This window comes from Hominimerdicola alba, from assembly GCF_900112155.1.
Lineage (GTDB): Bacteria > Bacillota > Clostridia > Oscillospirales > Ruminococcaceae > Hominimerdicola > Hominimerdicola alba_D.
Genome location: NZ_FOKQ01000003.1, coordinates 1 through 26153, shown reverse-complemented (window position 1 = coordinate 26153; position 26153 = coordinate 1). Strand labels below are relative to the sequence as shown.

The window sequence follows — 26153 nt, the reverse complement described above, 5'->3', positions numbered from 1 at the left end:
GAAGTTTTTTTCAAAAACTATTGATTTTTTGCAAAAAATATTGTATAATATAAAAGATAATACTATTATATTTTAAAGGGAGGTCGTTTGCATGGACAGACCCACTGAGATCGCTCTGATAGCTGCGGGAATTGATGAAGAATATCAGCGCGGAGTTATTGACGGCGTTATCGCTTGTGCGAAAGAGAAAGATATCAATATCTCTTGTTTCTCTTGCTTCTGCGGAGTCGTTTCCGACCGCGGATTTGATGTAGGCGAAAACAATATTTACAGCCTGATAAACTATAAAATGTTCGATGGCGTTATCCTTATGATCAATACTATCCCCGATGTCGAGATCAAGCAGAAGCTCGTATCGGTGATAAAGACTTCAATGCTGCCTGTTGTGGTTTTTGACTGTGATGAATATCCACAGTTCATGAATGTTACCATCGACAACAAAAAGGCTATGTCGGAACTTGTCAGCCATATAATTGAAGTTCACGGAGCAAATGATATCGCTTATCTTTCCGGAGCTAAGAGCAACCCTGAGGCAGTGGAAAGGTACGAAGCTTTCTGCGAGGTAATGACCGCAGCAGGGAAGAACGTTGACCCTGACAGGATCATGTTCGGAGAATTCCGTCCATCAGATGGAAAGATTATGGCAGAAATGCTCATGAAGAGTGACAATAAGCTCCCTGATGCGCTGATTTGTGCAAATGACGCAGCGGCACTTTCGGCTATAAAGGAATTCGAGGACAGAGGTTATACTGTACCTAATGACATTATAGTGACAGGATTTGATAATATCTACAATGCACGTCACCACTATCCTGCGCTGACAACTGTTGAAAGACCTCTGGCAGAAGCCGGTTATTCTGCTTGTGAGATACTTGTAAATGCTATCGAAGGCAAATCGTGGGAGAAAGTCAGGAACCTTGATTCAAAGCTGGTCCTTTCCGAAAGCTGCGGATGTCAATCGACCGAACTTACCGATATCGATGCTTACCGAAGATATACTTATAATATACTGGACTACAACAGGTCGAAAGTTCGTCTGCTGAACAGTATCATATCCGAAACTGCCGAAACAGATACCCCTGAGGAATGCATGAGAGTTATCGGAAATAGAGTTTCAGAGCTTGACTGTGACCGCTTCTGCATTTGCCTCTGCGATGACTGGATAAGCAACTATTCCGTGAAGATTGAGGATTCTCTCATACACGGATACACACCTAAGATGTCCGCGCCGCTGATATGGAACAAAGGTGAGATTTCTGAGGTAAAATGTTTCAGGAGTTCAAACATTGCTCCAAGAAACTTTACCACAGGGGGTAATATCAGCTATTATCTGCCTCTGCATTTTCGCGAGAGATGCCTCGGCTACGCAATAATAACTAACAGCGAATTTCCCACAAGAAGTATGGTCTGTCATTCACTGATAATGAGTATCAGCCAGAGCCTTGAAGATATCCGAAAGAATATAAACCTTAAAAACGTGATAGATGAGCTGGATAAGCTCTATGTTATTGACCCGCTGTGTAATATCTACAACAGAAACGGCTTTATCCGTGCAGCTGATTCGGTATTCAACGAATGCAGGATGCTGGGGCAGAAGCTGCTTATAAGCTTTGTGGATATGGACGGTCTCAAATACATAAACGATAACTTCGGCCACAGCGAGGGCGATTTCGCACTCAAAACTCTTGCCACAATAATCAGCGAGAGCTGCGAAGAAGGCATGATATGTGCAAGATTCGGCGGTGATGAGTTTATCGTTATAGGTCTGAATGCCGAAGAAGAGGACGTCGAAAAGGTCGAAAGCTCAATAAAGAGCCGAGTTGAACACACCAACAAGATAATCGCAAAGCCTTATCAAGTCGAATGCAGCATAGGTACTCTTGTTACCAGGGTCGCTGACGATATGACTCTTTTCAAATTGATAACCAAGGCTGACGAAGTAATGTACAAGGAGAAAAAGCGCAAGAATTACTCGCGCTACCTCAGAAGATACTGATACAAAAATCCCGGAGAGCACGAAGCTTTCCGGGATTTGTTATTATCATGTCTTGTGGAAACCGACTGTTTTCACCACCGCAAGAGGTTTTCCTGTGCTGTCATTCACTCTGACTATGTAAGTACAGACCGACCTGCCATCTTTAACAAGCTCAGTCTCAGCATAAATCTTATCAGTAGAAGGTACTCCGATGAAAGATATATCCGAATCAAGTGATACCGTACCGGGTGACTGCCAGTTGGATGCCACAGCAAAAGCAAAGTCAGCAATAGTGAAATAAACTCCGCCCATCACACCGCCTACAGCGTTTCTGTGACGCTCTGTCAGCGTGAGACTTATCTTCGCATATTTATCGCCGACTTCCTCGATATATGCACCTGTATCATAGGCGTAAAGGTCGTGTCTGAAAAATTCTCTTATCTCTTCGATGGTCTTCATTCTTCGCTCCATTTTTCTATCAAAAAACTTGCAATATATTCAAGCCTGCCAGCATCAAGGTTCGGATCCTCAATACTGAATCGTGTTTCAATTCCGTTAGCTTCGGCACAAAGTCTGAAATGACATAGCGCTATGCCCATGTCTATCTTCTGCATATCCCAGCCTGTACCATCGATATATCCCATATCGTGCTTCAAATAAAAATGCGCACCTGTCTCGTTGATTATCACGCGCCAGGGCTGTCGGTTGACAGCCGATGGTGCCAGTCGTACCGCTTCAAGTATCTCGGATAGTTCGGGATATCTGGCTTCACTGAGAGGCACATTTATACTGCCATCGAAGAACAGTTCCTCGAACTTTTTGCGGCTGTCCGCCCTGATACCTTTTCTCATCATGATCTCTCTCAGAGAACGTTTTTCCGCAGGTTTGCCGATGGGGCTGACGCAGGGCATGACTTCATTTGAATCAAGTTCCATAGCGTCCTCGAAAGCCTTCCTGTCCATAGTACCTCCGATCCAGGTGGTACCAAGCCCCAGGGACTGTATATAGAGTATCAGTTCTTCAAAGAAATATCCAAATGCTTCTTCCGCGTGTTCAGCACGGTCTATCTTTCCGGCGATAAAAGTCTCAGAACCCACTATAACAGGGCTTGAAAGCCCGTGCATACCTTTGTCAAGTATGCGCACATCGACTTCCTGTCCGTAGGGAGTTTTTATCCCACGGGCGTACCTAAGTATATCATCGCGTACAAGGGGAGTTATCTCATCGCTGTCAAAAGTCCTGACGCTTTTGCGCTCGCTTATCAGCCCGAAAACATTGTTCATTTATTATTCTCCTCATCAGCAAAGGTGTTGAACCAACTCTTTATCATCTTACCCGAATCTTTCAGATCCTCATCTGTCCAGCCCGAAAGCTTGGTACAATCCTTCGCAAAAACGCCACAGGTATCTCCACTGTTAGACAGGCACCAGCTTATACAGCTAAGTCCAAGTCTGTCGATGACTTCACGCCATGCTTCGGATTCTTCGCTGTCGATATCACCCTTGCCGCTTGCTTCACACAGGTTGAACTCATTTATGAAAACAGGAAGTCCTGCTTCAACACAGCGCTCAAGACGACTGCGCAGAGTTCCCTTATGGGTAGCAGCATAGAAGTGCAGGGAGTACATCACATTATCCCATTTGAAAGGCTTATCCAGAGCGCAGTGTATATCCTGGGACCAGTTAGGCGTACCTGTGATTATCAGCGCATCAGGGGAGTTCTTCCTTATCAGAGGTATGATCCTGTCGGCATACTCAGTTACCCTATCCCAAGTTCCGCTGTTGTTGGGTTCGTTGCATATCTCGTATATGACATTGTTCTTTTCGGCAAAGCGCTTTGACATATCACCAAAGAATTCCTCAGCCTGATCTACATACTTCATAGGATCCTGATCACTGAGAACGTGCCAGTCAACAATAACGTACATATCCAGCTTTTCAGCGATGTTGACGCCTTTCTCAACCAGTTCCTTGAGGTGCTGCTTATTGCCGTCTTTGCAGTATCCACGGAATTCATCGGTATACATGGTTATCCTTACACAGTTGGTGCGCCAATCATTCTTCAACGCCGCAAAGGATTCTTCACATACATATTCGGGGTACCATGCAATACCGTGGGTAGATAATCCAAAAAGCCTGATTGGCTTCTCGCCGTCTGTCAGTTTACCATTTATAACTTTAAGTTTATTCAACATAGTATCCGCTCCTTAGAGTGCATCATGCTATAATTGTGTACAAATCTTCTTTTATATTATACACAATTAATGTAGACTTTTTAGTCCAATATTATTAATTTAATATTACATTTGCGAATATATTAAACTGCATTGCCCAAATAAGAAACGGCATACCCAAGAATTTGCTTTTCGGCATCTTTACATTTGAATAAAATTATGATATAATAATTAATATGATATGAACGTATCGTAATAAATCCAGAGAAAAGAGTGATATGTATGCCATCGACCAAAGAATACCTTGAATACGTACTTGAACAGCTTTCAGAGACAGAGGAGATCTCATTCCGTGGCATGATGGGGGAGTTCATTTTGTATTGCAGAGGAAAAGTCGTTGGCGGCATTTACGATAACAGACTGCTGATAAAGCCCACCGATTCTGCTCAAAAACTACTTCCTGATAGAGTTTATGAACTTCCGTATGAGGGCGCTAAAGAAATGCTTCTTGTTGATCTCATCGACGATAAACAACGACTGAAAGAGCTTTTTGAAGCAGTTGCTGACGACCTGCCCGCACCAAAAAGAAAGGCGAAAAAGCAATGAGAGATTTTGACATAAGGGATATAACAGAGCACTGCTATCATGACGGTACAGTAAGCAGTGCAAGATGTGCGCTGTGGGGGAATTTTCCCGAAGAAGAAACAGAAAAATCCGGGTTAAAAACCTTTAATTTTATTTTTTCGCCTCGTCCCGAAACAGATAACGGCGAGTATCTTCCGAAGTTTGATAACTACGACATACTTCATATCTCCGTCACCAAAAATGAGAGCGGATACGAGTTTACCATTGACTGCTCAAAGTACGTAAACGGAGAAACAGATTTCCGTCATCTGCATTTTACCTGTGAAAAAATATCGGCTTGCCTTTGTACCTTTGAGGACTTTTCATATAAGAATATTTATGATGAAAACACCTGTCCTGAGGGCAGAGAATTTCTTGACGATAAATTTTTTATCTGCACCGATGAATATGATATAGGCTACGGAATAACCGTTCGATATGAAATCTATGGCGAAGAAAGTGAGAGTAAAAACAAATACGTCGGTGCACGTATTGCAAACTGCACCTATTTCAAAAACGGTGAAAAGATTTTTGAACATCTCACGGACATACATCATCTACACCCTTTCAAATCGATCATATATCATTCCAACGGACATAGCTATATCCCTTTTCATACCGATCTTTACGGCATCAGCTTTTTTGAAATCGAAACAGGCAGACGCTACGACTATATCCCTGAGGGACTGGAACATGATATTTCTTTTAGCTGCGGTGAATCTTTCATTGTATGCGATATATTATACGACAGCGAAAGCAATCTTCTTGCCTGTGACGGCTGTTACTGGGCTTGTCCAAATGAGATATTCGTTATGGACTTTTCCGACCACATGCACTACGACCCGCGAATGATAAGAATGCATGGCGAGATACCGATGGATTATGATGAATACGACGATATATACTTTGTACGCTGGGAGAAGGGAAGTCTTATACTTAAAGGAGAAGATGGCAAGGAATACTCCGTCACAAAGGCTCGTCTCAGGGAAATGATTGCCGAAAAACGCAGTCGTTTTCCAATTGAAGATCTTGATAATTAATTATAAAAAAATCAAATTATACTATTGACGATAACGACAAACCATGTTATAATTAACCTAGACAGATTGTCTATTTTCTCAAATTCATGAAACTATCTACTTAAAGTAAATCATATAAAGGAAGGAATAAATGCTATGAAAAAAGTTCTTTTTGCAGCTTCGGAAGTGGTTCCTTTTATCAAGACAGGCGGATTGGCAGACGTTGTAGGTTCTCTGCCCAAATGCTTTGATAAAAAGTATTTTGATGTTCGTGTTATACTGCCTAAATATGCCTGTATGGCACAGAAATGGAAAGATAAGCTGGAGTATATCACTAACTTCTATATGGATTTTGCAGGTCAGAGCAGATATGTGGGTCTGCTGAAAATGGTACATGAAGGAGTTACTTTCTACTTCATTGATAACGAATACTATTTCAGCGGTGAAAAGCCCTACGGCGACTGGCACTGGGATATCGAGAAATTCATGTATTTTGACAGAGCTGTGCTTTCCGCATTGCCCATACTTGATTTCAGACCGGATGTTATCCACTGCCACGACTGGCAGACAGGTCTTATACCAGTATATCTCCACGATTCTTTCTGGGGCGGTGAATTTTTCCGCGGCATAAAGACCGTTATGACTATCCATAACCTGAAATTCCAGGGCAATGATAATGCAGCAAGATTCATGGCGCTGTCAGGTCTGTCTTCTTATTACATGACATATGACAAACTTCTCAAGGACGTTGACGGCAATATGCTCAAGGGCGGACTTGTTTATGCCGATGCTATAACTACGGTTTCAGATTCCTACGCTGAGGAGATCAAAACTCAGTTCTACGGTGAGGGACTCGATGGTCTCATGAGAGCGAGAAAAAATGATCTCCGCGGTATCGTCAACGGTATCGATTATTCCGAATACGACCCCGCTACCGACAAGATGATAAACTGCAACTACGATATCAACAGTGTATTCGAGAAAAAGATCATGAACAAGCGTGCTCTGCAGTCCGAGCTTGGTCTTACCTGTGATGACAACAAGTTCATGATAGGCATTGTAAGCAGACTGACTGACCAGAAAGGCTTCGACCTTATCGCTTACATGATGGAAAAGCTTTGCCAGCAGGATATACAGATAGTTGTCCTCGGCACAGGCGACCAGAAGTATGAGGAAATGTTCAGATATTTCGCTTGGAAATATCCCGATAAGGTTTCCGCGAATATGTATTACAGCGAAGCCATGAGCCACAAGATCTATGCGGCTAGTGATGCTTTCCTGATGCCCTCGCTGTTTGAGCCCTGCGGGCTTTCACAGCTGATGTCCCTGAGATACGGCACACTTCCTATAGTCCGTGAAACAGGCGGTCTCCGCGATACTGTTCAGCCTTATAACCAGTTTGAGAAAACAGGTACAGGCTTCAGCTTTACCAATTACAATGCTCACGAAATGTACAACACAGTCATGTTTGCTCACTACATCTACGTTGACAGGCGCGATGAGTGGAACGGAATAATCCGCCAGGCTATGTCCAAGGATTTTTCATGGCAGGCTTCTGCAAAAAAATATCAGGATATGTACGACTGGCTCATCGGATAATATGGCAAAAACAACGGCACTGCATTGGTTTGCAGTGCCGTTTAATATTTTATCAGTCAGGCTTATATTCAACTCGTTCAACTGTATAGCCGTCTTTTTCAAGCTGTGAGATAATGCCCTCATCGCCCACATAATGTGCCGCACCTACGACAAACAACACATTTTTGTCGCCCTTCAGGAAATTCTCCACTGCTTCTGTCATGATCTTGTTTCTGTTTTTATAGATCTTGTTCTCGTATTCTTCGATGGCAGCAGCATTCTTGTCGTCGGTCTCTATCTCTTCATTTGAAGCTGTTTCAATATATCCAAGATCACCTGTAGCCCATGCTTCATGAAGCTCCTCAAGAGCTTTCAGGTCGTCCTCGACAGTCGAGTTTTCACGGGATTCAAACAGCATACTGTACACATCATCAGAAAGATCCGCAAATAGATCAAACTGGAATTCCAGCCCCTCAACTTCATAGATCTCTTTATTGTCGCTGTGTGCTTTTATCAGAAGATATTTATCAAGACCCATATCTCCAGATAAATCGCTCTTTGCCAGTGAAAGATTCTCTACCACGGTATAAACAGCCCATGGTCTCATGTGGGTGTATGACGAAATATCCATCGAGTAAAGATCAAGATATTTTTCAAGCACTTCGTATCCCTTTTGTGAGATATGATTTGAAAGCTTATCATCTGTATCATCGTAATACATAGCCGCCAGCATAGCCGACTGGAAAGTTATTGAACCCGATTCAGTCAGATCAGCTTCAACAGCAAGAATATCAGACTCATTGTAAGCTTCTAACATTTCCTTCGGCATTGGATAATCACTGTCTTTAAGTGCGTGCATAGATCCGGTAAGCGTAACTTCAACGCCGTTATCACCCTTTACTGTCCAGATGGCAGGTGTGATATCCGATTCGCCTGTTGTGTCCAAGTTGGGAACTTCTTCAGGGGCTTCGGTAATGGTCGGAAGTGTTACTGTTTCCGCGGCGGATACATCTGCCTTTTTAGATGAACTATCATCGTTCTTTGTGCCGCAGCTGCCGAACATCACAGCAGTGATAACAGCAGCGCAGAGTACTGAAAGTTTGCGTTTTCTGTTTGTATACATTGTCATCTTTCCTTTTATATCTTAAATTTGAAACGATCCGTACACCCAAAGCGTTTTCCGGGTATACTTCCTGTATACTGATTATACAACATATGGTTTCCTTAGTCAACAGTTTTATCTGATAATAAAATGAAAAAACAGTCCGTACAAAAATTCTGTACGGACTGTGATCTATAAAGATCTATACTTCCTTAAAGGTTTTTATCAAAGCTTGGTCTCAACGAAGATATCATAGATGGACTTAACAGCAGTCTCGAAATCGCTCTCGCTTACACCGATGATAACATTCAGCTCGCTGGAGCCCTGGTCGATCATCTTAACATTTACGTGAGAGTGTGCAAGTGCAGAGAATATTCTGCCTGCAGTACCTCTGTTAGCCTTCATAGCTCTGCCCACAACAGCGATAAGTGCAAGATCTGTCTCGATCTCGATCATATCAGGATGGCAGTTTCTGTGAAGACCTGCAAGGATCTCCTGCTCCTTGTCAGCGAATTCTTCCTGAGTAACGATAACAGACATAGTATCGATACCGGAAGGCATATGCTCGAAACTTACTCCGTTCTTTTCGAATACTTCAAGAACTCTTCTGCCAAAGCCCAGCTCAGCGTTCATCATATCCTTTTCGATATTGATAACGGTGAAGCCCTTCTTACCTGCGATACCTGTGATGGTGTATGCGGGCTTCTGAGAAGTGGACTCAACGATCAGAGTGCCGGGAGCCTCGGGAGCATTGGTGTTCTTGATGTTTATAGCGATACCTGCTTTTCTTACAGGGAAGATAGCGTCCTCGTGGAACACGCTTGCACCCATGTAGGAAAGCTCTCTGAGCTCCTTATATGTGATGGTGGTGATAGGAGCGGGATCCTTTACGATCCTGGGGTCTGTTGTCAGGAATCCTGAGGTATCAGTCCAGTTCTCATAGAGGTCTGCATTAACAGCAGCAGCTACGATAGAACCGGTGATATCAGAACCGCCTCTGGAGAATGTCTTAATGGTATCGTTGGGCATAGAACCGTAGAAACCGGGGATAACAGCGTTGTCAAGACCTTCTATCCTCTCGGAAAGAACCTTGTTTGTGCGCTTTGCATCAAACTGACCTCTTTCGTCAAAGAAAATGACATCAGCAGCATCTATGAAATTGTAACCCAGATAATTTGCAAGTACCATACCATTCAGGAACTCACCTCTGGAAGCAGCGTAGTCTCTGCCGGCTTTACCGATGAAGCAAGCCTTGATAACATTGAATTCGTTATCCAGGTTCATATCAAGACCAAGCTCGCTGATGATACCATTGTATCTTTCCTTTATTGCGTCAAACTCCTTGGTAAAATCCTTGCCCTTAGCAGCAAGATCATAGCAGCCGTAAAGCATATCTGTAACCTTGGTGTCAGCGGAAAATCTCTTTCCGGGAGCAGAAGGAACTACAAATCTTCTTGAATCCTCTGCGGTGATGATATCCTTAACCTTCTTGAACTGTTCAGCGCTTGCCAATGAGCTTCCGCCGAATTTTACTACCTTAGTCATTAATGTTCAGACCCCTTCTTACTTAAAATAAACTATATCATGCATTTTAGCACCTTAAAAAGTATATCTAATTTCTCTTAAATAGTCAATAGTCAAACATACAAACTTTACCAACGTTTCCAATGTGCGTTTGTGAAATACGCTTGTATTTCTCTGACGGACAAGCACAACATACGCAACAGACAGTTGCTTGATTTGATCGTACTTTGGTGCTATAATGTATTCAAAGGAGTTGATACCATGGAAACAAAAACCATCATACACGAACTTCGCACAAAACAAGGACTTTCTCAGGAAGAGCTTGCAGAAAAGGTCTTCGTCACACGACAGGCGGTATCACGGTGGGAAAAGGGCGATACTGTCCCCAATACGGAAACACTAAAACTGCTGTCAAAGCTTTTTGATGTTTCAATAAACACTATCCTAGGTTCACCGCGCACACTTATCTGCCAGTGCTGCGGAATGCCCCTTGAAGATACGAGCATCAGCAGGGAAGTGGACGGCACATTCAACGACGAATACTGCAAATGGTGCTACACCGACGGTAAGTTTATTTACTCCTCATTAGACGAACTTACAGAATTTCTTGTCGGTCATATTTCCAACGAAAAATTCCCGCCCGAACAGGCAAGAGAATATTTATCTCAGGCTCTGCCAAAGCTCAAACACTGGCAAAACTGAATAATCCCGTGAACATTATGCGTGTTCACGGGATTATATTTTTAATCGAAATCAATTAGAACTGTTTCAGAACCTGACAGTGTCTTTTTCAGGTCGATTATCCTCTGATTATCCGACCCGCGGAAAGCCAGCGAGATATTTCGCCTTGCCAGAATAAACTCACCATCAACAAGTACATCTATCATGGAAAGCATCTCATCGGTAAATTCACAGCGCCAGTGACTTTCGGCAAGCAGATGCTTTTCCAGCACACAGCCTGTATAGCACCATATGCTTTTCGTTGGGAACTTTTCACTAACTCTGCGCAGAAAAGGCACTAAAGCCCGCTGATTATCAGGCTCCATTGGCTCACCACCCAGCAGTGTAAGACCATCGATATAGTCGGGAGAAAGCATTTCAAGAAGTTCGTTTTCTGTTTCGGCAGTAAAAAGCTTTCCGTAGCCGAAATCCCATGTCATTTTATTGAAACAGCCCTCACAGCAGTGGGTACACCCCGATACGAACAGGCTCACCCTTACGCCGATGCCATCGGCTATATCGCAGTTTTTTATCTCACCGTAGTTCATTTGCCCACCTCTATGAATATGCACTCATTTCACTTTAATTTAATGAGTATTTATCAAATAGATAGTTTTCCTCATCACGTGAATCACTTCCAAAGTCGTACATGGTGTCTTTATTTTCATCGATCAGAACAAAACCCTTAGAGTTTGGGGTTGTCTTGTCAAAAATATCCAGCACAGCTGTTCCGGGATCAGTCACCCTGAACTTTACAAGAAAACCATCGGCAGCATAGTACCATATCTGCGAATCTTTGATATTCATGCGGTCGCATATTTTGGCAGCTATCTCGTTTGCGTTGGTACTATATGGTATTTTAAGATCAGCTTCCTTGCTGTTGTTTAGATAACCTATCTTTTGAAGATATTCTTCGCTGAATGGATTTTCTTCGTAGTCCAGAATCACTATGCCTCTGACAGTAGACATCATGTTCCGTATCTTTTGCAGAGCAAGCTTGGTTTGAAGTCTGTTTCTGTCAATCATAGATATGTCTCCTCATTCTACTCATAATTCACTCACATTCAAGCCGAAGTTCTTCCATACCAAATTCAATAAGACCTGTGGGTACGAAACCAACCGACCGATACAGCCGGGATGCGACCGCATTGCCGGGGACTACACCCGTATATACAGAATCAACATCGAACTTGTCTTTCAGGAATTTTATCCCAAGGGCAAGCGCCTGTCTGCCATATCCCTTGTTCTGATGTTTTTTATCAATGAGGAATTTCCACAGGGTATAATATTGCTTGACCTCGTAGTAACCCATCATTATAAATCCGACTATCTCATCATCATTGTACACAGCAAACGGGTATGCATTATCACTATAGACATAAGCTTGTGCCAAAGATTCCGCCACAGTTGAAACAAAGCTTTTCTGGTAGTCATGAACTTCCAGAGCCAGCACATCATCAATATTGTTCTTGTCAACCGGTCGTAACTCTACCATACTTATCTCCCATCTACTGATATTTCATCACAGATGCAAAACTCTGTCACGTATCTCCTGTGTTCTGCCCTGATTCCAGTACTGAGTTCCTATATAACCGCAGGTACGCCTTGCAACATTCATCTTGTTCTGGTCGCGGTTATGACACTGAGGACATTCCCAGATAAGCTTGCCGTCATCTTCAACTATCTGTATCTCGCCGTCAAATCCGCATACCTGACAGTAGTCACTCTTGGTGTTCAGCTCGGCATACATTATATTGTCGTAGATGAATCTGATTACTTTCAGCACAGCGGGAATATTTTTCTGCATATTGGGAACTTCAACATAGCTTATAGCACCGCCGGGGGAGAGATGCTGGAACTCGCTCTCAAATTTAAGCTTGGTGAAAGCATCTATCTCCTCGGTAACATGGACATGATAGCTGTTTGTGATGTAGCTCTTGTCGGTGATGCCCTCAACTATGCCGAACCTTTTCTGTAAACATCTTGCAAACTTGTAAGTTGTTGATTCAAGGGGAGTGCCATAAATTGAGAAATCGATATTCTCTTTTTCTTTCCAAACCTTGCAGGCGTCGTTCATGTGCTGCATAATCTTCAGTGCAAAAGGCTTAGCTTCGGGGTCGGTGTGGCTCTTGCCTGTCATGTATTTCACACACTCGTAAAGTCCCGCATAACCCAGAGATATTGTAGAATATCCACCGAAAAGCAGCTTGTCGATAGTCTCGCCCTTTTTGAGCCTTGCCAGCGCACCGTACTGCCAGAGTATGGGCGCAGCATCTGAAAGGGTTCCTTTCAGACGTTCATGCCTGCACATAAGCGCTCTGTAACAGAGTGCAAGTCTGTCATCAAATATCTTCCAGAAGTTCTCCATATTCTTCGAGCTTGAAAGTGCTATATCAACGAGGTTTATAGTAACAACGCCCTGATTGAAACGTCCGTAATACTTGGGCTTTCCGTTTTCATCGAGATATGGTGTCAGGAAGCTTCTGCAGCCCATGCAGGTGTAGCAGTGACCGTCGCCGTTTTTATCGACTTTCAGCTTCTTCATGACTTTCTCGGAGATATAATCGGGAACCATGCGCTTTGCTGTACATTTTGCAGCAAGCTTGGTCAGGTAGAAATAAGGTGTGCCCTCATCGATATTGTCCTCTTCAAGCACATATATCAGCTTCGGGAAAGCAGGAGTTACCCATACGCCTGATTCGTTTTTAACACCCTCGGCACGCTGTTTCAGCGTTTCCTCGATTATCATAGCAAGGTCTTTCTTTTCCTGCTCGTTCTTTGCTTCATTCAGATACATGAACACGGTAACAAAAGGCGCCTGTCCGTTGGTAGTCAGCAGAGTTACCACCTGATACTGTATGGTCTGGACACCTCTGGTTATCTCTCTGCGGAGCCTTTCTTCGGTGATCATTTCTAGCTTTTCCTGAGTAGGTGTAACACCCAGCTTCGCCATTTCGACTTCAAGTTCCTTGCGTATCTTCACTCTGGAGATCTGAACAAAAGGCGCAAGATGAGCAAGACTTATGCTCTGTCCGCCATACTGATTTGAAGCGACCTGTGCGATTATCTGTGTGGCGATATTGCAGGCAGTTGAAAAGCTATGTGGCTTCTCGATAAGTGTTTCGCTGATGACAGTGCCGTTCTGGAGCATATCTTCCAGATTTACAAGGTCGCAGTTGTGCATATGCTGTGCGTAATAATCTGTATCATGGAAATGGATAATGCCTGCCTCATGAGCTTCAACGATATCAGGGGGCAGCAGCAGTCTTTTTGTAAGGTCACGGCTGACTTCACCCGCCATGTAGTCACGCTGTACACTGTTGACCGCAGGGTTCTTATTGGAATTTTCCTGTTTTACTTCCTCATTAGCGCACTCGATAAGACTGAGTATCTTGTTGTCGGTAGTGTTGGTCTTTCTTACCAGAGAACGGGTATAGCGGTATCTTACATAACGTCTTGCCAGTTCGAAAGCACCCTTTGCCATCAGCTGGTTCTCCACCATATCCTGTATCTCTTCAACAGTTACAGCTCTGCCCAGCTTATTGCATTTGTATTCAACATAGTCGGTGACATCGGCGATCTCTTCGTCGCTTATCCTGCCTTTTTCACCTGCTACATTTGCTTTTTTTATCGCGTTGATTATCTTAGCCGAGTCGAAAACTTCCTCGGCACCGTTCCTTTTGATTATCTTCATTTTATATCTTCCTCCGGGATATAGTTACAATGTCAAAATATTTTCTTATAATTTCAGTAATTTTGATTATACTACAAAAAAATGTGAATGTCTGTTGCAATTGCAACACTTTTGTGATATAATACAAGATATAGTATCTCTTTTGAAATTTCATCACATTATGGAGTGAACAGCAATGAGTGAAACATTAACAGGATACGGCCTTTCAGCAGATAAAGAGGGAAGTCCCGATGAATGCCTTGGCACTCATACCCACGGATATTCAAAGGGCGAGATGATACTCCGAAATCTCAGCGATACTTTTTCTGAAACCGCCATAGTCAACGAGGGAACGGTGCTGATTGTCAATATCAGCAGTGACGGTCAGAAAAGCATACTGGATATCTGTCGAAAAGGGGATTCATTCGGCTGCGGAGTTTTCCCGAAAACAGGACTTGAAGCCTGCTGTGCCATTGCCGGAAGCTCATGCAGTGTATCTTATATAAGCTACAGCAGACTTCTCGACGGCTGTGAAAAAAAATGCAGCAGGCACGGTGTTTTCATAGATAGTATAATCGGAGGAGCTGCCCGCAGGTATGCTGCTCATATAGATATCCTCAGCCGCCGCACCATACGAGAAAAACTCATCGCAGCTTTCCGATTTCTGCTCGATACCCAGAAGTACACCCAGCAGAAGCTTCCCGTATCCCTTTCCGAACTTGCAGATTATCTCTGCTGCGACAGAAGCGCTATGATGCGGGAGATCAAGCGCCTTAACGATGATGGAACACTGCAGTCCCACGGCAGCAGGATAACTCTTCTTTCGGATATCTCTGTGCTATGATCTCAGCAACTTTTCGGATATAAACAAAATCTTTCATTCAGCTATTGACTTATTCGGATAAATGTTGTATAATGTATTAGTTAAAGTCTGTTTTCATAAAAAAGCAGGAAAGGATCTGGAATCAAAATGAATAAATTCAAAAAGGCACTGGCTGCAATTTCAGCAGCAGCTATGATGTTTACTATGTCGGGATGTTCCGATACAAGATATGTTATGACTTACAAGGGCAATGAGCAGGTCAATGCGGGTGTATACATTTACAACCTGTATTCCGAAATGTCATACGAACTGACGATGTCGTACTATACTACAGGTCAGGCAATCATAGACCTTGACAGCGACAGAGACGGTCAGAAACTCCGTGATTATCTGGTTGAAAAGGCAAGAAAAGACACAAAGGAATGCGTTGCTTTGACCTACAAATTCAACGAGTTCGGTCTTGAGCTTACCGAGGAAGAGCTGCAGAGCGTAAACGACGATGTAAAGAGCATCTGGGATGCCAGCGGCGACCTGATGGAAGAAGAGGGAATCTCCAAGGAATCCATCAAAACAGTGCTCAAAGCTCAGAAGATGCGTGAAAGACTTTTCAATTACTATTATGCAGCAGAAGATGGTAAAGAAGCTGTTACCGATGATGATCTGAAAAAGTACGTTGAAGAAAACTACTTAAGATACAAGGCTATAAGGATCTCGAAATCCAGCGCCGAGGATGCTGAAGAGGCTGAAAAGGAAAACAAGGAAAACGAAGCAACCCGTGATGAGTTCCTTGCAAAAGCCGAGGGTCTTTCTTACGATGAGTTCGATGCTCTTATTGAGGAGTACAACGAGTATGCACAGGCTAAGCTTGAAGCTGAAACTTCCTCTGATGAAGACAGTGCTGCAGAAGAAGACAGCATTGTAGGCCCTATGCCTTCAGATGATACCGCTACTGAGGTTGATGCTCCCGAGGACAGCACAGAAGAAGATGCAGGCCTTGGAGACGAACTGGTTCTTGATGAATCCGCAGAGAGCGCTGAATCAGACGATATAGCAACCGACGCAGAGGATGAAACAAATCCCAACGATACGATGTATGACATGGGACAGGGTGAAGAAGCTGAGAATACCGATACAGGAAAGCTTGCAAAATTCATTAACGGTCTGGAGATCGGCAAAGCAACAGCTTATGAAGATGACGGTTTCTATTACATAGTAATGAAAGGTGACGTTACCGAAAACAGCGAAAAGTACGTTACTGATAACCGTGAAACTCTTCTCAATAACATGAAGGGCGACGAGTTCCAGGGCAAGATAGACAGCTGGGTAGAGGAACTGGACATCAAAGAGAACGCTGATGCGATAAAGAAATACACCGCTCAGGTAGTATACGACAAGCAGAATGATTTCTACAATAAATAAGATATATACAGATCACCGGTATCGATCAGATGCCGGTGATTTTTTTAACGTTAATGAACTGATATTATTGTCAATAATTTATCAATCATGACTTTTTGAAATATTTACCATAAGATAATTATATAAAGAATAATTTTTAACAATTTCATTAACCACGCAAAACCGCCGATTTTACTGCACATTTTGGACTTGCAATACAACTCGCCATTCAGAATTTACATTAATTTTATCAAATTTAAAGAAAACTCTTGACAAATTGACGAAAATTGTTTATAATAAAGTTAATATTAAGTTATAACAATTAAAGGAGTGATAACAATGAAAAAACCTGTTACCCTGATAGATATCGCTAAAGCCTGCAATACCAGCAACGTTACCGTTTCAAAGGCGCTTGCTGATAAGAGCGGTGTAAGTGATGAGCTGAGAGCTAAGATCAAACAGGTAGCTGAAGAAATGGGCTATGTGCCCTCCAAGACTGTGACCTCGCGCAAGAAGAGCAATATCGGTGTCCTTATACCGGAAAAGTATGTTGGTCTCAGCGGCTCTTTCTACTGGACACTGTACAACAGCCTTGTGCAAAGACTGAAAAGAGAGAACCTGTACTGCGTCATCGAGAATCTTGAGTACAAGGACGAGGAGAATCTGGTACTGCCGAATATCGTTACCGACAGAAAGATATCCGCCCTTATCTCCCTGGGTGAGATATCCCACGTGTATGCTCAGAATCTTTCCGAGAACGTTGAACATCTTATTCTGCTGGACTACTATGTTCCGGGTCTTAAGGTTGACTCCATAGTTACAAACGGCTACAACGGTGGATACAAGCTTGCAAATTATCTCATAAGCCTCGGCCACAGACGTATCGGTTTTATCGGTTCGAAAAAAGCAACATCAAGTATATTCGACAGATACATGGGCTACCTCAAAGCTCTAATCGAGCATGATCTTGAAATTCGCGATGACTGGATAATCGATGACAGAGATAAGTATTCCGATCCTATCGACCTTGTATTCCCTAAGGATATGCCTACTGCTTTTGTCTGCAACTGTGACGAAGTAGCTTTCCAGACCATCAAGCAGCTGCGTGAGCACGGCTATTCCGTACCAGAAGACGTATCTGTTGTGGGCTACGATAACTACCTTATCTCCGAGGTCAGCGACCCGACTATAACCACTATCAGCATCGATGCTGAGTATATGGCTGAACTTACTGTTAATACGCTTATACAGCGTCTTAATGATCCCAGCACCATATACCGTATGCGTACAATCGAGGGCGACCTGGTGATCAAGAACTCGGTACTGCCGCTGAACAGATAATGAACTTATGACCGCAGACACCACTCTGCGGTCTTTGCATGGAGGAAAGAGATGAATAAAAAAAGTGATCTGGCGATAGAGAACCACAAAAACGGTCAAAGCTGTTCAAGCGCTGTTCTGTGCGCTTTCATTGACGATGCAGGAATGACCGTTGATGAAGCATGGAACGCTGCTATGCGCTATGCAGGCGGCAAAATGGATATATGCGGAGCTGTACTTGCTGCAGAGCTGGTGCTGAAAAGGAAATTCGGTGAAGAAATTGCTTCGAAGAAGATAGCCGAACTTGAAAAGCGTTTCATGGAGATGAATTCTTCGCTGATGTGCCGTGAGTTGAAAGGTATCGGCACTGGCAAGGTGTTAAGAACCTGCCGCGGCTGTGTAACAGATGCAGCTGTTATACTTGAAGACCTGCTGAAATAATCTCACTGTCCGCCTTTTAGAGCTACTTACGGCAGCTTGATAATGTCTATACTTTCACGGAAGATACTTCGTTCTGAGGTATCTTCCTGTTTTTATAATGAGATTTCTTATATTGACATATCAGGCTGGCTTCTATAGGTTTATACAATTTTTCTGAAAATATGTTATAGTTTTGGATTGAGGGATTGTGCTACAATATTACAGCAGAAGGACAGATAATTATGGAATTTTGAAAAGAGAGGTATTGCATATGTACGAGATCCTTGACAGGGTAAACTCTCCCGAGGACGTTAAAAAGCTTAATATCACCGAACTGAAAGGACTAGCGCAGGACATAAGAGACGCTATGATGAACCGTCTTTCCAAACGAGGAGGACATTTCGGACCCAACTTCGGTATAGTTGAAACTACAATAGCTATGCACTATGTTTTTGATTCACCGAAGGATAAAATCGTTTTTGACGTTTCTCACCAGTGCTACCCCCACAAGATACTCACTGGAAGAAAGCTGGGCTACATATCTGATGAACATTTCGGTGATGTATCCGGCTACACAAATCCCGAGGAAAGTGCCCACGATTTCTTCAATATTGGGCACACATCAACATCCGTGAGTCTTGCGGCAGGTCTGGCTAAGGGAAGAGATCTCACCGGCGGCAAGGAGAACATAATCGCTGTTATCGGTGACGGGTCACTCAGCGGCGGCGAAGCTCTGGAGGGTATCGACTTCGCAGGGGAGATGGACAGCAATTTTATCATCGTTGTAAATGATAATGATATGTCTATTGCGGAGAACCACGGTGGTATGTACAAGAACCTGAAAGCTCTGCGTGAGGGTAACGGCAAAGCAGAAACAAATCTGTTTACAGCTATGGGGCTCGACTATGTTTTCGTGGCTGACGGCAACGATATCGAACAGCTTATAGAAGCCTTTAAGGGTGTTAAGGATTCTACAAAGCCTGTTGTTGTGCATATCGTCACCAAGAAAGGCAAGGGTTATCCCATCGCCGAAAACAACAAGGAAAACTGGCACTGGTCTATGCCCTTTGACCCCGAAACAGGAAAAACGACAGTAAACTGGGGCAATGGCGAAAACTACGGTTCACTGACTGCTGAGTATCTTACCAAAAAGATGGATAAGGATAAGTCGGTGTGCGCAATAACTGCGGCAACTCCAATGGTGTTCGGATTTGACGAGAAGCTGCGTGAGAAGTACAAAGATCAGTTTTTCGATGTTGGCATAGCTGAGGAGACTGCAACAGCTCTCGCTTCGGGTATTGCCAGAAACGGCGGAAAACCTGTGTTCGGCGTAAACAGCACATTTATGCAGAGAACCTACGACCAGATAATGCAGGACGTTTGTCTTAACAGTTCAGCTGTGACTTTCCTGGTGTTCTCGGCTTCGGTGTACGGCATGAGTGATGTTACGCATATCGGTATCTACGATATACCCATGATATCCAATATCCCGGGGCTTGTATACCTTGCACCTACCTGTGCAGAAGAATATCTTGTAATGCTTGATTGGGCAGTAGAACAGAATACATATCCAGTGGCTATACGTGTCCCGGGCAACGGCGTGGTACATACCGACAGGGAGATACCCGCAGATTACAGCGAGCTGAACAAGTCTGAGATGGTCAAGCAGGGCGAAAAGGCGGCTGTTATCGCTGTGGGCGGTTTCTATCAGATAGGTGAAAAGACGGTTGAGCTACTGGCAGAGCAGGGGATCAATGCTGCGCTGATAAACCCGAGATTCGTAACTGGACTTGATACTCCATTGCTGGATACTCTCAAGGAAAACTGCAAAGTCGTTATCACGCTGGAGGACGGTTCTCTCGACGGCGGTTATGGTCAGAAGGTCGCTGCATATTTCGGCAGCAGCGATGTAAATGTCAGGTGCTACGGACTTGGCAAGGAGTTCTACGACAGGTACAATGCAAATGAGCTGCTCGATAATCTTGGTATAACCTCGGAGAAGATAGCTTCTGACATCATCGGAATGCTGAAATGATCTTACAGGAGGCATAGTCATGAGACTTGGTACATCATCGCCGTTAAGACATTCATCTGCTGAGGAATGGGCGAAAAATCACTGTGCGTTAGGGTGTTCGGCAGTGGTTTTTCCCATCCAGAGCAATGAGCCCATAGACCGCATCAACGAATACAAAAATGCGGCAGAGAAATACGGCCTGATGATCGCAGAGGTAGGGATATGGAGAAATGCACTCGCTGCCGATGAGCAGGAGAGACGCAAAAATCTCGACTACTGTATAGAGCAGTTAAGGCTGGCAGACTATCTCGGGGCAAGGTGTGCGGTGAATGTAGCAGGCGCTTTCGGTGAACGCTGGGACGGTGGCTACAAAGCTAATTTCACCGATGAAGCATGGAAGAAAACTGTTTCAATGGTACAGTACATCATCGATACAGCTAATGTACGGAACACATACTTCACACTTGAACCCATGCCCTGGATGATACCCACAAGTCCCAAAGAATATCTGCGTCTTTTTGAAATGGTAGACCGTGACAGGTTCGCAGTACATCTTGATGCTGTAAATATGATCAATTCGGCAGATCGGTATTTCGGCATGGAAGAATTCATCGATGAATGTGCCGAGCTTCTCGGCGGACGGATACGAAGCTGTCATGTGAAGGACGTTCACCTAAAGCAGGAGTACACGCTTCAGCTGGAAGAATGCGCTCCGGGACTGGGAGAATTACCACTGAGATACTACGCTGAGACGATGAACAAACTGGACAGTGATATGCCGATGATACTTGAACATCTCAATACGGACGAAGAATATCTGAAATATCTTGCCTATTTAAAGGGGCAGTTAAATGGGCTTTATAAGGTATTGTAACAGCATTTATAGAAATTATGGAATATAAGAAAGACCTCTTTGGAAAACTACCAAAGAGGTCTTTTTTTACTATCTTGTGAATCTAAGTGCCGAGTCGTCGATATCGCTGACTTTGGAAAATCCTGTGAAGCTCATGACGTATCTGAGTTCATCCCTGATTTGACCGAAGCAGGCTTTTACGCCATCAGTTCCGTCTTTTTCCAATGTGGGAAGCATCGCTCTGCCCACCGCAGCAGCATCAGCACCCAGAGCAATAGCCTTGTAAACGTCAGAACCGCTGGCGATACCACAGTCAACGATAATACGAACATCTTTGCCTTTGAGGGCTTCTTTTATCTCGGGAAGTATTATCATGGGCGGTACTGCATAGGGCAGTCTGCCATGATGGTGGCTGACTATTATAGCCTTTACTCCGATATCAGCACAAAGCAACGCGTCACGGACGCTTAGCACACCCTTTACAATAAAAGGGAGCTTTGAGGACTCAACATATGAGCTCAGCATATCCGCACTCTGGGCAGTCATTTTTTCGCCCATGCAGACATCATAGCCATTTGAACCAAAAATGTGATCGATATCCATGCCAATGCCGAATGCACCGTGAGATTCAGCAAACTGCATCTGGTCACGCACCTTGCCGTTGTCAGCGTATGGCTTGACGATACGCACAGTCTTAGCTCCTGTGCCGACTATCTTCTCAAACATATCATTTTCCACCATACCCACAAAATTCAGCACGTTGAGTTCCTTGGCTGCAAGAGAATACTCTTCAAGACCCGTCAGTTCTCTACTGCCGAAATTATTAAGGTGAGAAAAAGCAGGCATGAATATCGGCATAGAAAACCTCTCACCCAGAAATTCCGTTTCTGTATCCGCCGCCACAGAACCTATCAGCCTTTCCTCAAAAAGTATGGAATCCATGTACCTTTCATTAATGATGTTTGCATCATCTGTTCTTTCGTATCTCATGTTATCACTCCTTATTATAAGTAAGCCAGCGCCTCTTTCACAAGTATATTATATCACCGTTGATTTTGCGAAAGTATAACTTTTGCCCGTGAAAATTGAACAAATCTCCATATGTTGAGAATTGACAATCTTTCCATGGATATGGTATAATCTAAAAGTCGAACTTTTTAGTTTGATTTCTATTCACAAAACGTTTACATTATTATTTTTCGCGATCTTGTTACTTTTCCGTCTTTAGTTTCGACTGTATATATTGAAACGTTTCAATAGTGAGGTATTCATATGAATGACAATGAACTTCTAAACTTGCTGCGGTCTGATCACGAGCGAGGGCTTGCACAGACTGTCAGGCAATACAGCGCCTATGTCTATAAGATCGCCTGCACACGTCTTTCGGATGTATGTACCGGCGAGGATATAGAGGAAGCTGTCAGCGATATTTTTCTTGCATTTTACAATGCCGGACTGAAAAACGACTTCCGGTTCCGTTCGGTACAGGCCTTCTTAGGAGTTATCTCAAAACGCCATTGTATCGATGTATTCCGTAAAAAAAGCAAATGCATAGATACGGTGGATTATGACGAGCTTGAAAACTGTATCGCAGATGATAGGGACGAGAGCAGGGAACTGCTTGAAGCTGTCAAAGAACTGGGTGAACCCGACAGCACGATTTTTATACGTAAGTACTACTTCGGTCAGAAGAACATTGACATAGCCAAAGAATTGGGCATGAGCAAAGGCATGATAAACATGAGAATATCCCGCGGTCTGAAAAAACTAAAAAAGATATTGGAGGGCAGAGAATGATGAAGAACAGATTGAAAAACTTAGGCGATCGTGCTTCGGAAATCGATGCTGAGATCCTTAAGGACGACTTCGCTGATTTCGGCAAAGATGCTCAGATTCCTGATGATGCTAGGGAAAGGATTCTCTCCTCCGTTATGGGAAAGGCAGGATTCAAAATGAACAATACAAAGGGTGTCATAAAGGGACACAAGAGTATCACAGGAAACAAAACGGATAGCAATATAACAGCATCTAACGGTAAGCTGAGACTTTACCGCGGCGGAGCGATTGCTGCTTGTATCGCGGTTATTGCGGCAGGTGCGGTAACATCGACCATGCTTTTCGGCAAAAAGATCAATACCGATGGATCAGCATCGTCAAAGGTCGAAAAAACTTCCGCAAATCAAAAAACTACAGCAGAGAAAAATGACAACAATGTTACTATGCCTGATCTGATCGGAAAAAATATTGATAGTATAGATCAGGATAATTTAGGCGAAGTTGTTATCTCATTTGAAAACAATCCTGATTATGATGACGGTATTATCTTCTGGCAGAGTCCTGAGCCGGGAGATCCGATAAACAGCTACGATAATGTAATCCTTAGAGTATGCGATAGAAATAAACATGATGGCTCAGTCACACTTCCAGACTTTGTTGGAAAGGAAATAGATCAGGTTAAAATGGATTTCTCAGACAAGTTGAATTTTGATATAATAGAAGAGTATAATATCGAATATGAGGAGGGCATAGTATTCTGGCAGAGCCAGAGCGCAGGCAGGTCTGTTAATGAAGGCTACACCATCACCCTGAAGGTAAGTAAGGGCAAGCAGAAGACATTAGTCCCTGATGTATCGGATTGTGAATCCGAAGTTGCAGAGAGCGAGCTGAGAGCAGCACAGTTCACAGTCGTTCTGAGAAGCAAGTACGATGATAATGTTCCCGAGGGTATAGCAATAGGCACAGAACCTGCAGCCGGTACTGAATTTCCTATTGGCGATATGGTCACACTTTATGTCAGCAAGGGTCCGCTGGATAATAAGGTAAAGGTACCTAACGTTGTTGGTCTGACCAAGGAAAAGGCTATCACTATCCTTAAGGAAAACAAGCTGAAAGCAAATGTTGAAGATATGCCTTACGAAGGCGATAAGGGTAAGGTAATCGATATGTCTCTTGAACCCGACAGGAGAGTTGAGAGAGACACTGAGGTTACGATCTACGTATCCACAGGCGTGACCGATCCCGTTGATCTGACTATCAGTATGCCGATGCCCAAGGGTCTGACCGGAAAATACACTGTAAATGGCATTGTAAATGGTATTACACGTTATATAATACCGATTCCCGATGCATCAGCTGTTGCCGGCGGTGCGATAACAATGGATATCTCCGGCAAGAAGACCGAGAGATTAAAAGTTACGCTAAAAAACGAAGCAACCGGAGAATCGATCGACTATGGTGAATTTGTTGTAAATTATGATAAAAAGACTGCCGAGCTGGTAGGTGAACTGAACAAAGACCTGCAGTTTGATAAAAATGACCTGGTTGATCTGACAATCAGTATCCCTATGCCCGAAGATCTGAGCGGTAAATACACGGTCAAGGGTATGGTAGACGGAAAGGCACGTTATACACAAAAAATCTCTGATGCCAAGACTGTTGCAGGAGGTGCGATAACTATGGATATCTCCGGCAAAGATACTGAAACTCTCACAATTTCCTTAACAAATGAGAGTACAGGTAAATCAGTAAACTACGCTGTATTCAACATAAACTACGATAAGAAGACCGCTGAACTTAATGGTGCTTTTAATAAAGACGGTCTGCTTAACACAATGAAGTGATCTAAAAATTCCAACCAAAATAAAAAAATGCTGTGTTATCCAGGTGGTAACACAGCATTTTTCTTTATACTTTTATAGATTCAACGATCTCTTCCGCAATGACTGCACGCAGTTCGGGCGGGAACCAATGTACATTCCCACTGAAAACTTTAAGCTCGCAATTTTCATAGCTTTTCACAAGTTTCAGCGAGTATTCGGGATCAACCACAGGGTCTGCACCGCCGTGCCATATTTTTACAGGGCCCTTGAATTCAGCAGCCTTTGCAAAAACATCATATCTCGGTACACCGTCGTAATATGCCCTTGAAATCTTCACACCCATAAAATCAAATTCATCCTGCATAGTGCTTTCATCTCTGCTGAGCCAGTCGTGTGGTATAACAAACGCAGGATAAACAAGGAAAAGTCCCTCGATATCAGGTATTTCAGGAGCAGTCAACGCCGATACAAATCCTCCCTGACTTTCGCCGTATAGATAAATATCACCTATCTGCGAAAGACTTTTCACATATCCGATAACAGCCCTGAGATCATTCTGCTCAGTCAGAACGCTCATATCCGTGGTCTTGCCTGTGCTTCTGCCCTTATTACCGCCGCCGTTAAAATCGTAGCAGAGGGCATATATACCGTTTTCCGCCAGCTTTTCAGCTATATCGTGAAGCTCTTCGGCGCAGGAATTGAATCCGTGACTCATTATTACGCAGGGATAATTCCCCTCTGTTTTGGGAATGAATTCATCTATGAAAATATCGCCCTGTTCTGTCGCCAGGGAAGTTGTGTTCATCTTAAAATCAGTACTTTTCATATCTTTGTCCTCCGAAAAAGCCATCTTCATATAAATACAAAGATCATAAGTTTTCACTAACTTGATTATTATATCATGATATATATTTCATGTCAAGAAAAAAGCCGTGCTCTCTCACAAGCACGGCTTTGCCGAAAGGACGGCACAAACAAAAAGAGGTGTATTATTATGAATGTCAACAAACGGAAGACAAGCTTTTCCGTTTGTGTATATATTATAGCACATCCAAATTGATTTGTGGGGAAATTTTCCGTACAGTTGATATAAATATTTTAACGTCATATGTAAAACTAAATGAAAAGATTATAAGCTTTTACTTTTATAAAAAGAAAATCTTGAATGTAAAAATAAAATGCGATTTGCGGAAAGCGACTTCCTATAGCAGATAAAACAAAAGAGGCTGTTGCAACCGCAGCACCCTCTAACCATATCCGAACATCAGAGTAAAAAAACATATTAACTGGTGAAATAAGCTGTTTCAGAGCGCACACCCCCAAGCCCTCTTCAAAAAA

The 26153-nt window shown here is 43.3% G+C and carries 25 protein-coding genes; 13 read left to right on the top strand and 12 right to left on the bottom strand.

Annotated features, from left to right (window positions below; genetic code table 11):
* Positions 1-91: 91 nt before the first annotated feature.
* A complete protein-coding gene (locus tag BM265_RS02230; protein WP_074959844.1) occupies positions 92-1996 on the top strand; it encodes a GGDEF domain-containing protein in 1905 nt (634 codons plus the stop codon).
* A gap of 45 nt (positions 1997-2041) precedes the next feature.
* Here the strand turns inward: BM265_RS02230 and BM265_RS02225 are convergent, their stop codons facing one another.
* From BM265_RS02225 to BM265_RS02215, 3 genes are read right to left on the bottom strand one after another with little or no spacing between them, the layout of a single operon-like run.
* A complete protein-coding gene (locus tag BM265_RS02225; protein ID WP_074959843.1) occupies positions 2042-2434 on the bottom strand; it encodes a PaaI family thioesterase in 393 nt (130 codons plus the stop codon).
* Entirely contained in the window at positions 2431-3258 is an 828-nt protein-coding gene (locus BM265_RS02220; protein WP_074959842.1) for a nitroreductase family protein, read from the bottom strand. The genes BM265_RS02225 and BM265_RS02220 overlap by 4 nt, the downstream gene beginning before the upstream one ends.
* Entirely contained in the window at positions 3255-4169 is a 915-nt protein-coding gene (locus BM265_RS02215; protein ID WP_143098652.1) for a glycoside hydrolase family 5 protein, read from the bottom strand. The genes BM265_RS02220 and BM265_RS02215 overlap by 4 nt, the downstream gene beginning before the upstream one ends.
* Positions 4170-4430: 261 nt before the next feature.
* On the opposite strand from BM265_RS02215, the gene BM265_RS02210 reads away from it, so the two are divergent.
* The 3 genes from BM265_RS02210 to glgA all read left to right on the top strand — a co-directional run bounded on the left by BM265_RS02210 (position 4431) and on the right by glgA (position 7390).
* The gene (locus BM265_RS02210; RefSeq protein ID WP_074959841.1) at positions 4431-4754 is read left to right on the top strand and encodes a TfoX/Sxy family protein; all 324 of its coding nucleotides are present in this window, start codon (positions 4431-4433) and stop codon (positions 4752-4754) included.
* Entirely contained in the window at positions 4751-5812 is a 1062-nt protein-coding gene (locus BM265_RS02205) for a hypothetical protein (protein WP_074959840.1), read from the top strand. Before BM265_RS02210 ends, BM265_RS02205 begins: the two co-directional genes overlap by 4 nt.
* Before the next feature lie 135 nt (positions 5813-5947).
* Positions 5948-7390 (top strand): glycogen synthase GlgA, encoded by a 1443-nt coding sequence (gene glgA / locus BM265_RS02200; protein ID WP_074959839.1) that lies wholly within the window; start codon positions 5948-5950, stop codon positions 7388-7390.
* A gap of 52 nt (positions 7391-7442) precedes the next feature.
* On the opposite strand, the gene BM265_RS02195 is transcribed toward glgA, so the two are convergent.
* The gene (locus tag BM265_RS02195; RefSeq protein ID WP_074959838.1) at positions 7443-8492 is read right to left on the bottom strand and encodes a TraB/GumN family protein; all 1050 of its coding nucleotides are present in this window, start codon (positions 8490-8492) and stop codon (positions 7443-7445) included.
* Positions 8493-8696: 204 nt separating this feature from the next.
* Positions 8697-10016, bottom strand: a complete 1320-nt coding sequence (locus BM265_RS02190) for an aspartate kinase (RefSeq protein WP_074959837.1) — start codon at positions 10014-10016, stop codon at positions 8697-8699.
* A 240-nt stretch (positions 10017-10256) separates the two neighbouring features.
* On the opposite strand from BM265_RS02190, the gene BM265_RS02185 reads away from it, so the two are divergent.
* Positions 10257-10697, top strand: coding sequence for a zinc ribbon domain-containing protein (locus tag BM265_RS02185; protein ID WP_074959836.1), 441 nt, complete (start codon positions 10257-10259; stop codon positions 10695-10697).
* A gap of 41 nt (positions 10698-10738) precedes the next feature.
* On the opposite strand, the gene nrdG is transcribed toward BM265_RS02185, so the two are convergent.
* From nrdG to nrdD, 4 genes are read right to left on the bottom strand one after another with little or no spacing between them, the layout of a single operon-like run.
* Positions 10739-11263 (bottom strand): anaerobic ribonucleoside-triphosphate reductase activating protein, encoded by a 525-nt coding sequence (nrdG, locus tag BM265_RS02180; RefSeq protein WP_074959835.1) that lies wholly within the window; start codon positions 11261-11263, stop codon positions 10739-10741.
* 34 nt (positions 11264-11297) lie between these two features.
* On the bottom strand, positions 11298-11741 hold the full coding sequence (locus tag BM265_RS02175; RefSeq protein ID WP_074959834.1) for a hypothetical protein: 444 nt from the start codon (positions 11739-11741) through the stop codon (positions 11298-11300).
* A gap of 28 nt (positions 11742-11769) precedes the next feature.
* Positions 11770-12210, bottom strand: a complete 441-nt coding sequence (locus BM265_RS02170; RefSeq protein WP_074959833.1) for a GNAT family N-acetyltransferase — start codon at positions 12208-12210, stop codon at positions 11770-11772.
* 27 nt (positions 12211-12237) lie between these two features.
* On the bottom strand, positions 12238-14409 hold the full coding sequence (gene nrdD, locus BM265_RS02165) for an anaerobic ribonucleoside-triphosphate reductase (RefSeq protein WP_074959832.1): 2172 nt from the start codon (positions 14407-14409) through the stop codon (positions 12238-12240).
* Between the two features lie 175 nt (positions 14410-14584).
* Here nrdD and BM265_RS02160 point away from each other — a divergent pair, with 175 nt between their 5' ends.
* The 6 genes from BM265_RS02160 (at position 14585) to BM265_RS02135 (ending at position 21237) form a co-directional block, all read left to right on the top strand.
* Positions 14585-15232 (top strand): Crp/Fnr family transcriptional regulator, encoded by a 648-nt coding sequence (locus BM265_RS02160; protein ID WP_074959831.1) that lies wholly within the window; start codon positions 14585-14587, stop codon positions 15230-15232.
* A gap of 126 nt (positions 15233-15358) precedes the next feature.
* Complete coding sequence (locus tag BM265_RS02155) at positions 15359-16630, top strand: hypothetical protein (protein WP_074959830.1); 1272 nt, start codon at positions 15359-15361, stop codon at positions 16628-16630.
* Positions 16631-16948: 318 nt separating this feature from the next.
* Positions 16949-17950, top strand: coding sequence for a LacI family DNA-binding transcriptional regulator (locus BM265_RS02150; protein WP_074828056.1), 1002 nt, complete (start codon positions 16949-16951; stop codon positions 17948-17950).
* A 51-nt stretch (positions 17951-18001) separates the two neighbouring features.
* A complete protein-coding gene (locus tag BM265_RS02145; protein WP_074959829.1) occupies positions 18002-18370 on the top strand; it encodes a C-GCAxxG-C-C family protein in 369 nt (122 codons plus the stop codon).
* Between the two features lie 250 nt (positions 18371-18620).
* Positions 18621-20384 (top strand): 1-deoxy-D-xylulose-5-phosphate synthase, encoded by a 1764-nt coding sequence (locus tag BM265_RS02140; RefSeq protein WP_074959828.1) that lies wholly within the window; start codon positions 18621-18623, stop codon positions 20382-20384.
* Positions 20385-20403: 19 nt separating this feature from the next.
* Positions 20404-21237, top strand: a complete 834-nt coding sequence (locus BM265_RS02135; protein ID WP_074959827.1) for a sugar phosphate isomerase/epimerase family protein — start codon at positions 20404-20406, stop codon at positions 21235-21237.
* A 69-nt stretch (positions 21238-21306) separates the two neighbouring features.
* Here BM265_RS02135 and BM265_RS02130 read toward each other — a convergent pair whose 3' ends face one another.
* Positions 21307-22206 carry an alpha-hydroxy-acid oxidizing protein gene (locus BM265_RS02130; RefSeq protein ID WP_074959826.1) on the bottom strand — a complete coding sequence of 300 codons (900 nt, stop codon included), beginning with the start codon at positions 22204-22206 and terminating at the stop codon, positions 21307-21309.
* 282 nt (positions 22207-22488) lie between these two features.
* Here BM265_RS02130 and BM265_RS02125 point away from each other — a divergent pair, with 282 nt between their 5' ends.
* Positions 22489-23013 (top strand): RNA polymerase sigma factor, encoded by a 525-nt coding sequence (locus BM265_RS02125; RefSeq protein WP_074959825.1) that lies wholly within the window; start codon positions 22489-22491, stop codon positions 23011-23013.
* Positions 23010-24836, top strand: a complete 1827-nt coding sequence (locus BM265_RS02120; RefSeq protein ID WP_074959824.1) for a PASTA domain-containing protein — start codon at positions 23010-23012, stop codon at positions 24834-24836. The genes BM265_RS02125 and BM265_RS02120 overlap by 4 nt, the downstream gene beginning before the upstream one ends.
* Before the next feature lie 64 nt (positions 24837-24900).
* Here the strand turns inward: BM265_RS02120 and BM265_RS02115 are convergent, their stop codons facing one another.
* Positions 24901-25641 carry an alpha/beta hydrolase family protein gene (locus BM265_RS02115; RefSeq protein ID WP_074959823.1) on the bottom strand — a complete coding sequence of 247 codons (741 nt, stop codon included), beginning with the start codon at positions 25639-25641 and terminating at the stop codon, positions 24901-24903.
* A 290-nt stretch (positions 25642-25931) separates the two neighbouring features.
* A partial coding sequence (locus BM265_RS20335) for a hypothetical protein (protein ID WP_207646943.1) occupies positions 25932-26153 on the bottom strand: 222 nt, incomplete at its 5' end.

Coding starts and splice junctions, on each gene's coding strand:
- BM265_RS02230 (WP_074959844.1), top strand. CDS start 92: ATGGACAGACCCACTGAGATCGCTCTGATAGCTGCGGGAATTGATGAA.
- BM265_RS02225 (WP_074959843.1), bottom strand. CDS start 2,434: ATGAAGACCATCGAAGAGATAAGAGAATTTTTCAGACACGACCTTTAC.
- BM265_RS02220 (WP_074959842.1), bottom strand. CDS start 3,258: ATGAACAATGTTTTCGGGCTGATAAGCGAGCGCAAAAGCGTCAGGACT.
- BM265_RS02215 (WP_143098652.1), bottom strand. CDS start 4,169: ATGTTGAATAAACTTAAAGTTATAAATGGTAAACTGACAGACGGCGAG.
- BM265_RS02210 (WP_074959841.1), top strand. CDS start 4,431: ATGCCATCGACCAAAGAATACCTTGAATACGTACTTGAACAGCTTTCA.
- BM265_RS02205 (WP_074959840.1), top strand. CDS start 4,751: ATGAGAGATTTTGACATAAGGGATATAACAGAGCACTGCTATCATGAC.
- glgA (WP_074959839.1), top strand. CDS start 5,948: ATGAAAAAAGTTCTTTTTGCAGCTTCGGAAGTGGTTCCTTTTATCAAG.
- BM265_RS02195 (WP_074959838.1), bottom strand. CDS start 8,492: ATGTATACAAACAGAAAACGCAAACTTTCAGTACTCTGCGCTGCTGTT.
- BM265_RS02190 (WP_074959837.1), bottom strand. CDS start 10,016: ATGACTAAGGTAGTAAAATTCGGCGGAAGCTCATTGGCAAGCGCTGAA.
- BM265_RS02185 (WP_074959836.1), top strand. CDS start 10,257: ATGGAAACAAAAACCATCATACACGAACTTCGCACAAAACAAGGACTT.
- nrdG (WP_074959835.1), bottom strand. CDS start 11,263: ATGAACTACGGTGAGATAAAAAACTGCGATATAGCCGATGGCATCGGC.
- BM265_RS02175 (WP_074959834.1), bottom strand. CDS start 11,741: ATGATTGACAGAAACAGACTTCAAACCAAGCTTGCTCTGCAAAAGATA.
- BM265_RS02170 (WP_074959833.1), bottom strand. CDS start 12,210: ATGGTAGAGTTACGACCGGTTGACAAGAACAATATTGATGATGTGCTG.
- nrdD (WP_074959832.1), bottom strand. CDS start 14,409: ATGAAGATAATCAAAAGGAACGGTGCCGAGGAAGTTTTCGACTCGGCT.
- BM265_RS02160 (WP_074959831.1), top strand. CDS start 14,585: ATGAGTGAAACATTAACAGGATACGGCCTTTCAGCAGATAAAGAGGGA.
- BM265_RS02155 (WP_074959830.1), top strand. CDS start 15,359: ATGAATAAATTCAAAAAGGCACTGGCTGCAATTTCAGCAGCAGCTATG.
- BM265_RS02150 (WP_074828056.1), top strand. CDS start 16,949: ATGAAAAAACCTGTTACCCTGATAGATATCGCTAAAGCCTGCAATACC.
- BM265_RS02145 (WP_074959829.1), top strand. CDS start 18,002: ATGAATAAAAAAAGTGATCTGGCGATAGAGAACCACAAAAACGGTCAA.
- BM265_RS02140 (WP_074959828.1), top strand. CDS start 18,621: ATGTACGAGATCCTTGACAGGGTAAACTCTCCCGAGGACGTTAAAAAG.
- BM265_RS02135 (WP_074959827.1), top strand. CDS start 20,404: ATGAGACTTGGTACATCATCGCCGTTAAGACATTCATCTGCTGAGGAA.
- BM265_RS02130 (WP_074959826.1), bottom strand. CDS start 22,206: ATGAGATACGAAAGAACAGATGATGCAAACATCATTAATGAAAGGTAC.
- BM265_RS02125 (WP_074959825.1), top strand. CDS start 22,489: ATGAATGACAATGAACTTCTAAACTTGCTGCGGTCTGATCACGAGCGA.
- BM265_RS02120 (WP_074959824.1), top strand. CDS start 23,010: ATGATGAAGAACAGATTGAAAAACTTAGGCGATCGTGCTTCGGAAATC.
- BM265_RS02115 (WP_074959823.1), bottom strand. CDS start 25,641: ATGAAAAGTACTGATTTTAAGATGAACACAACTTCCCTGGCGACAGAA.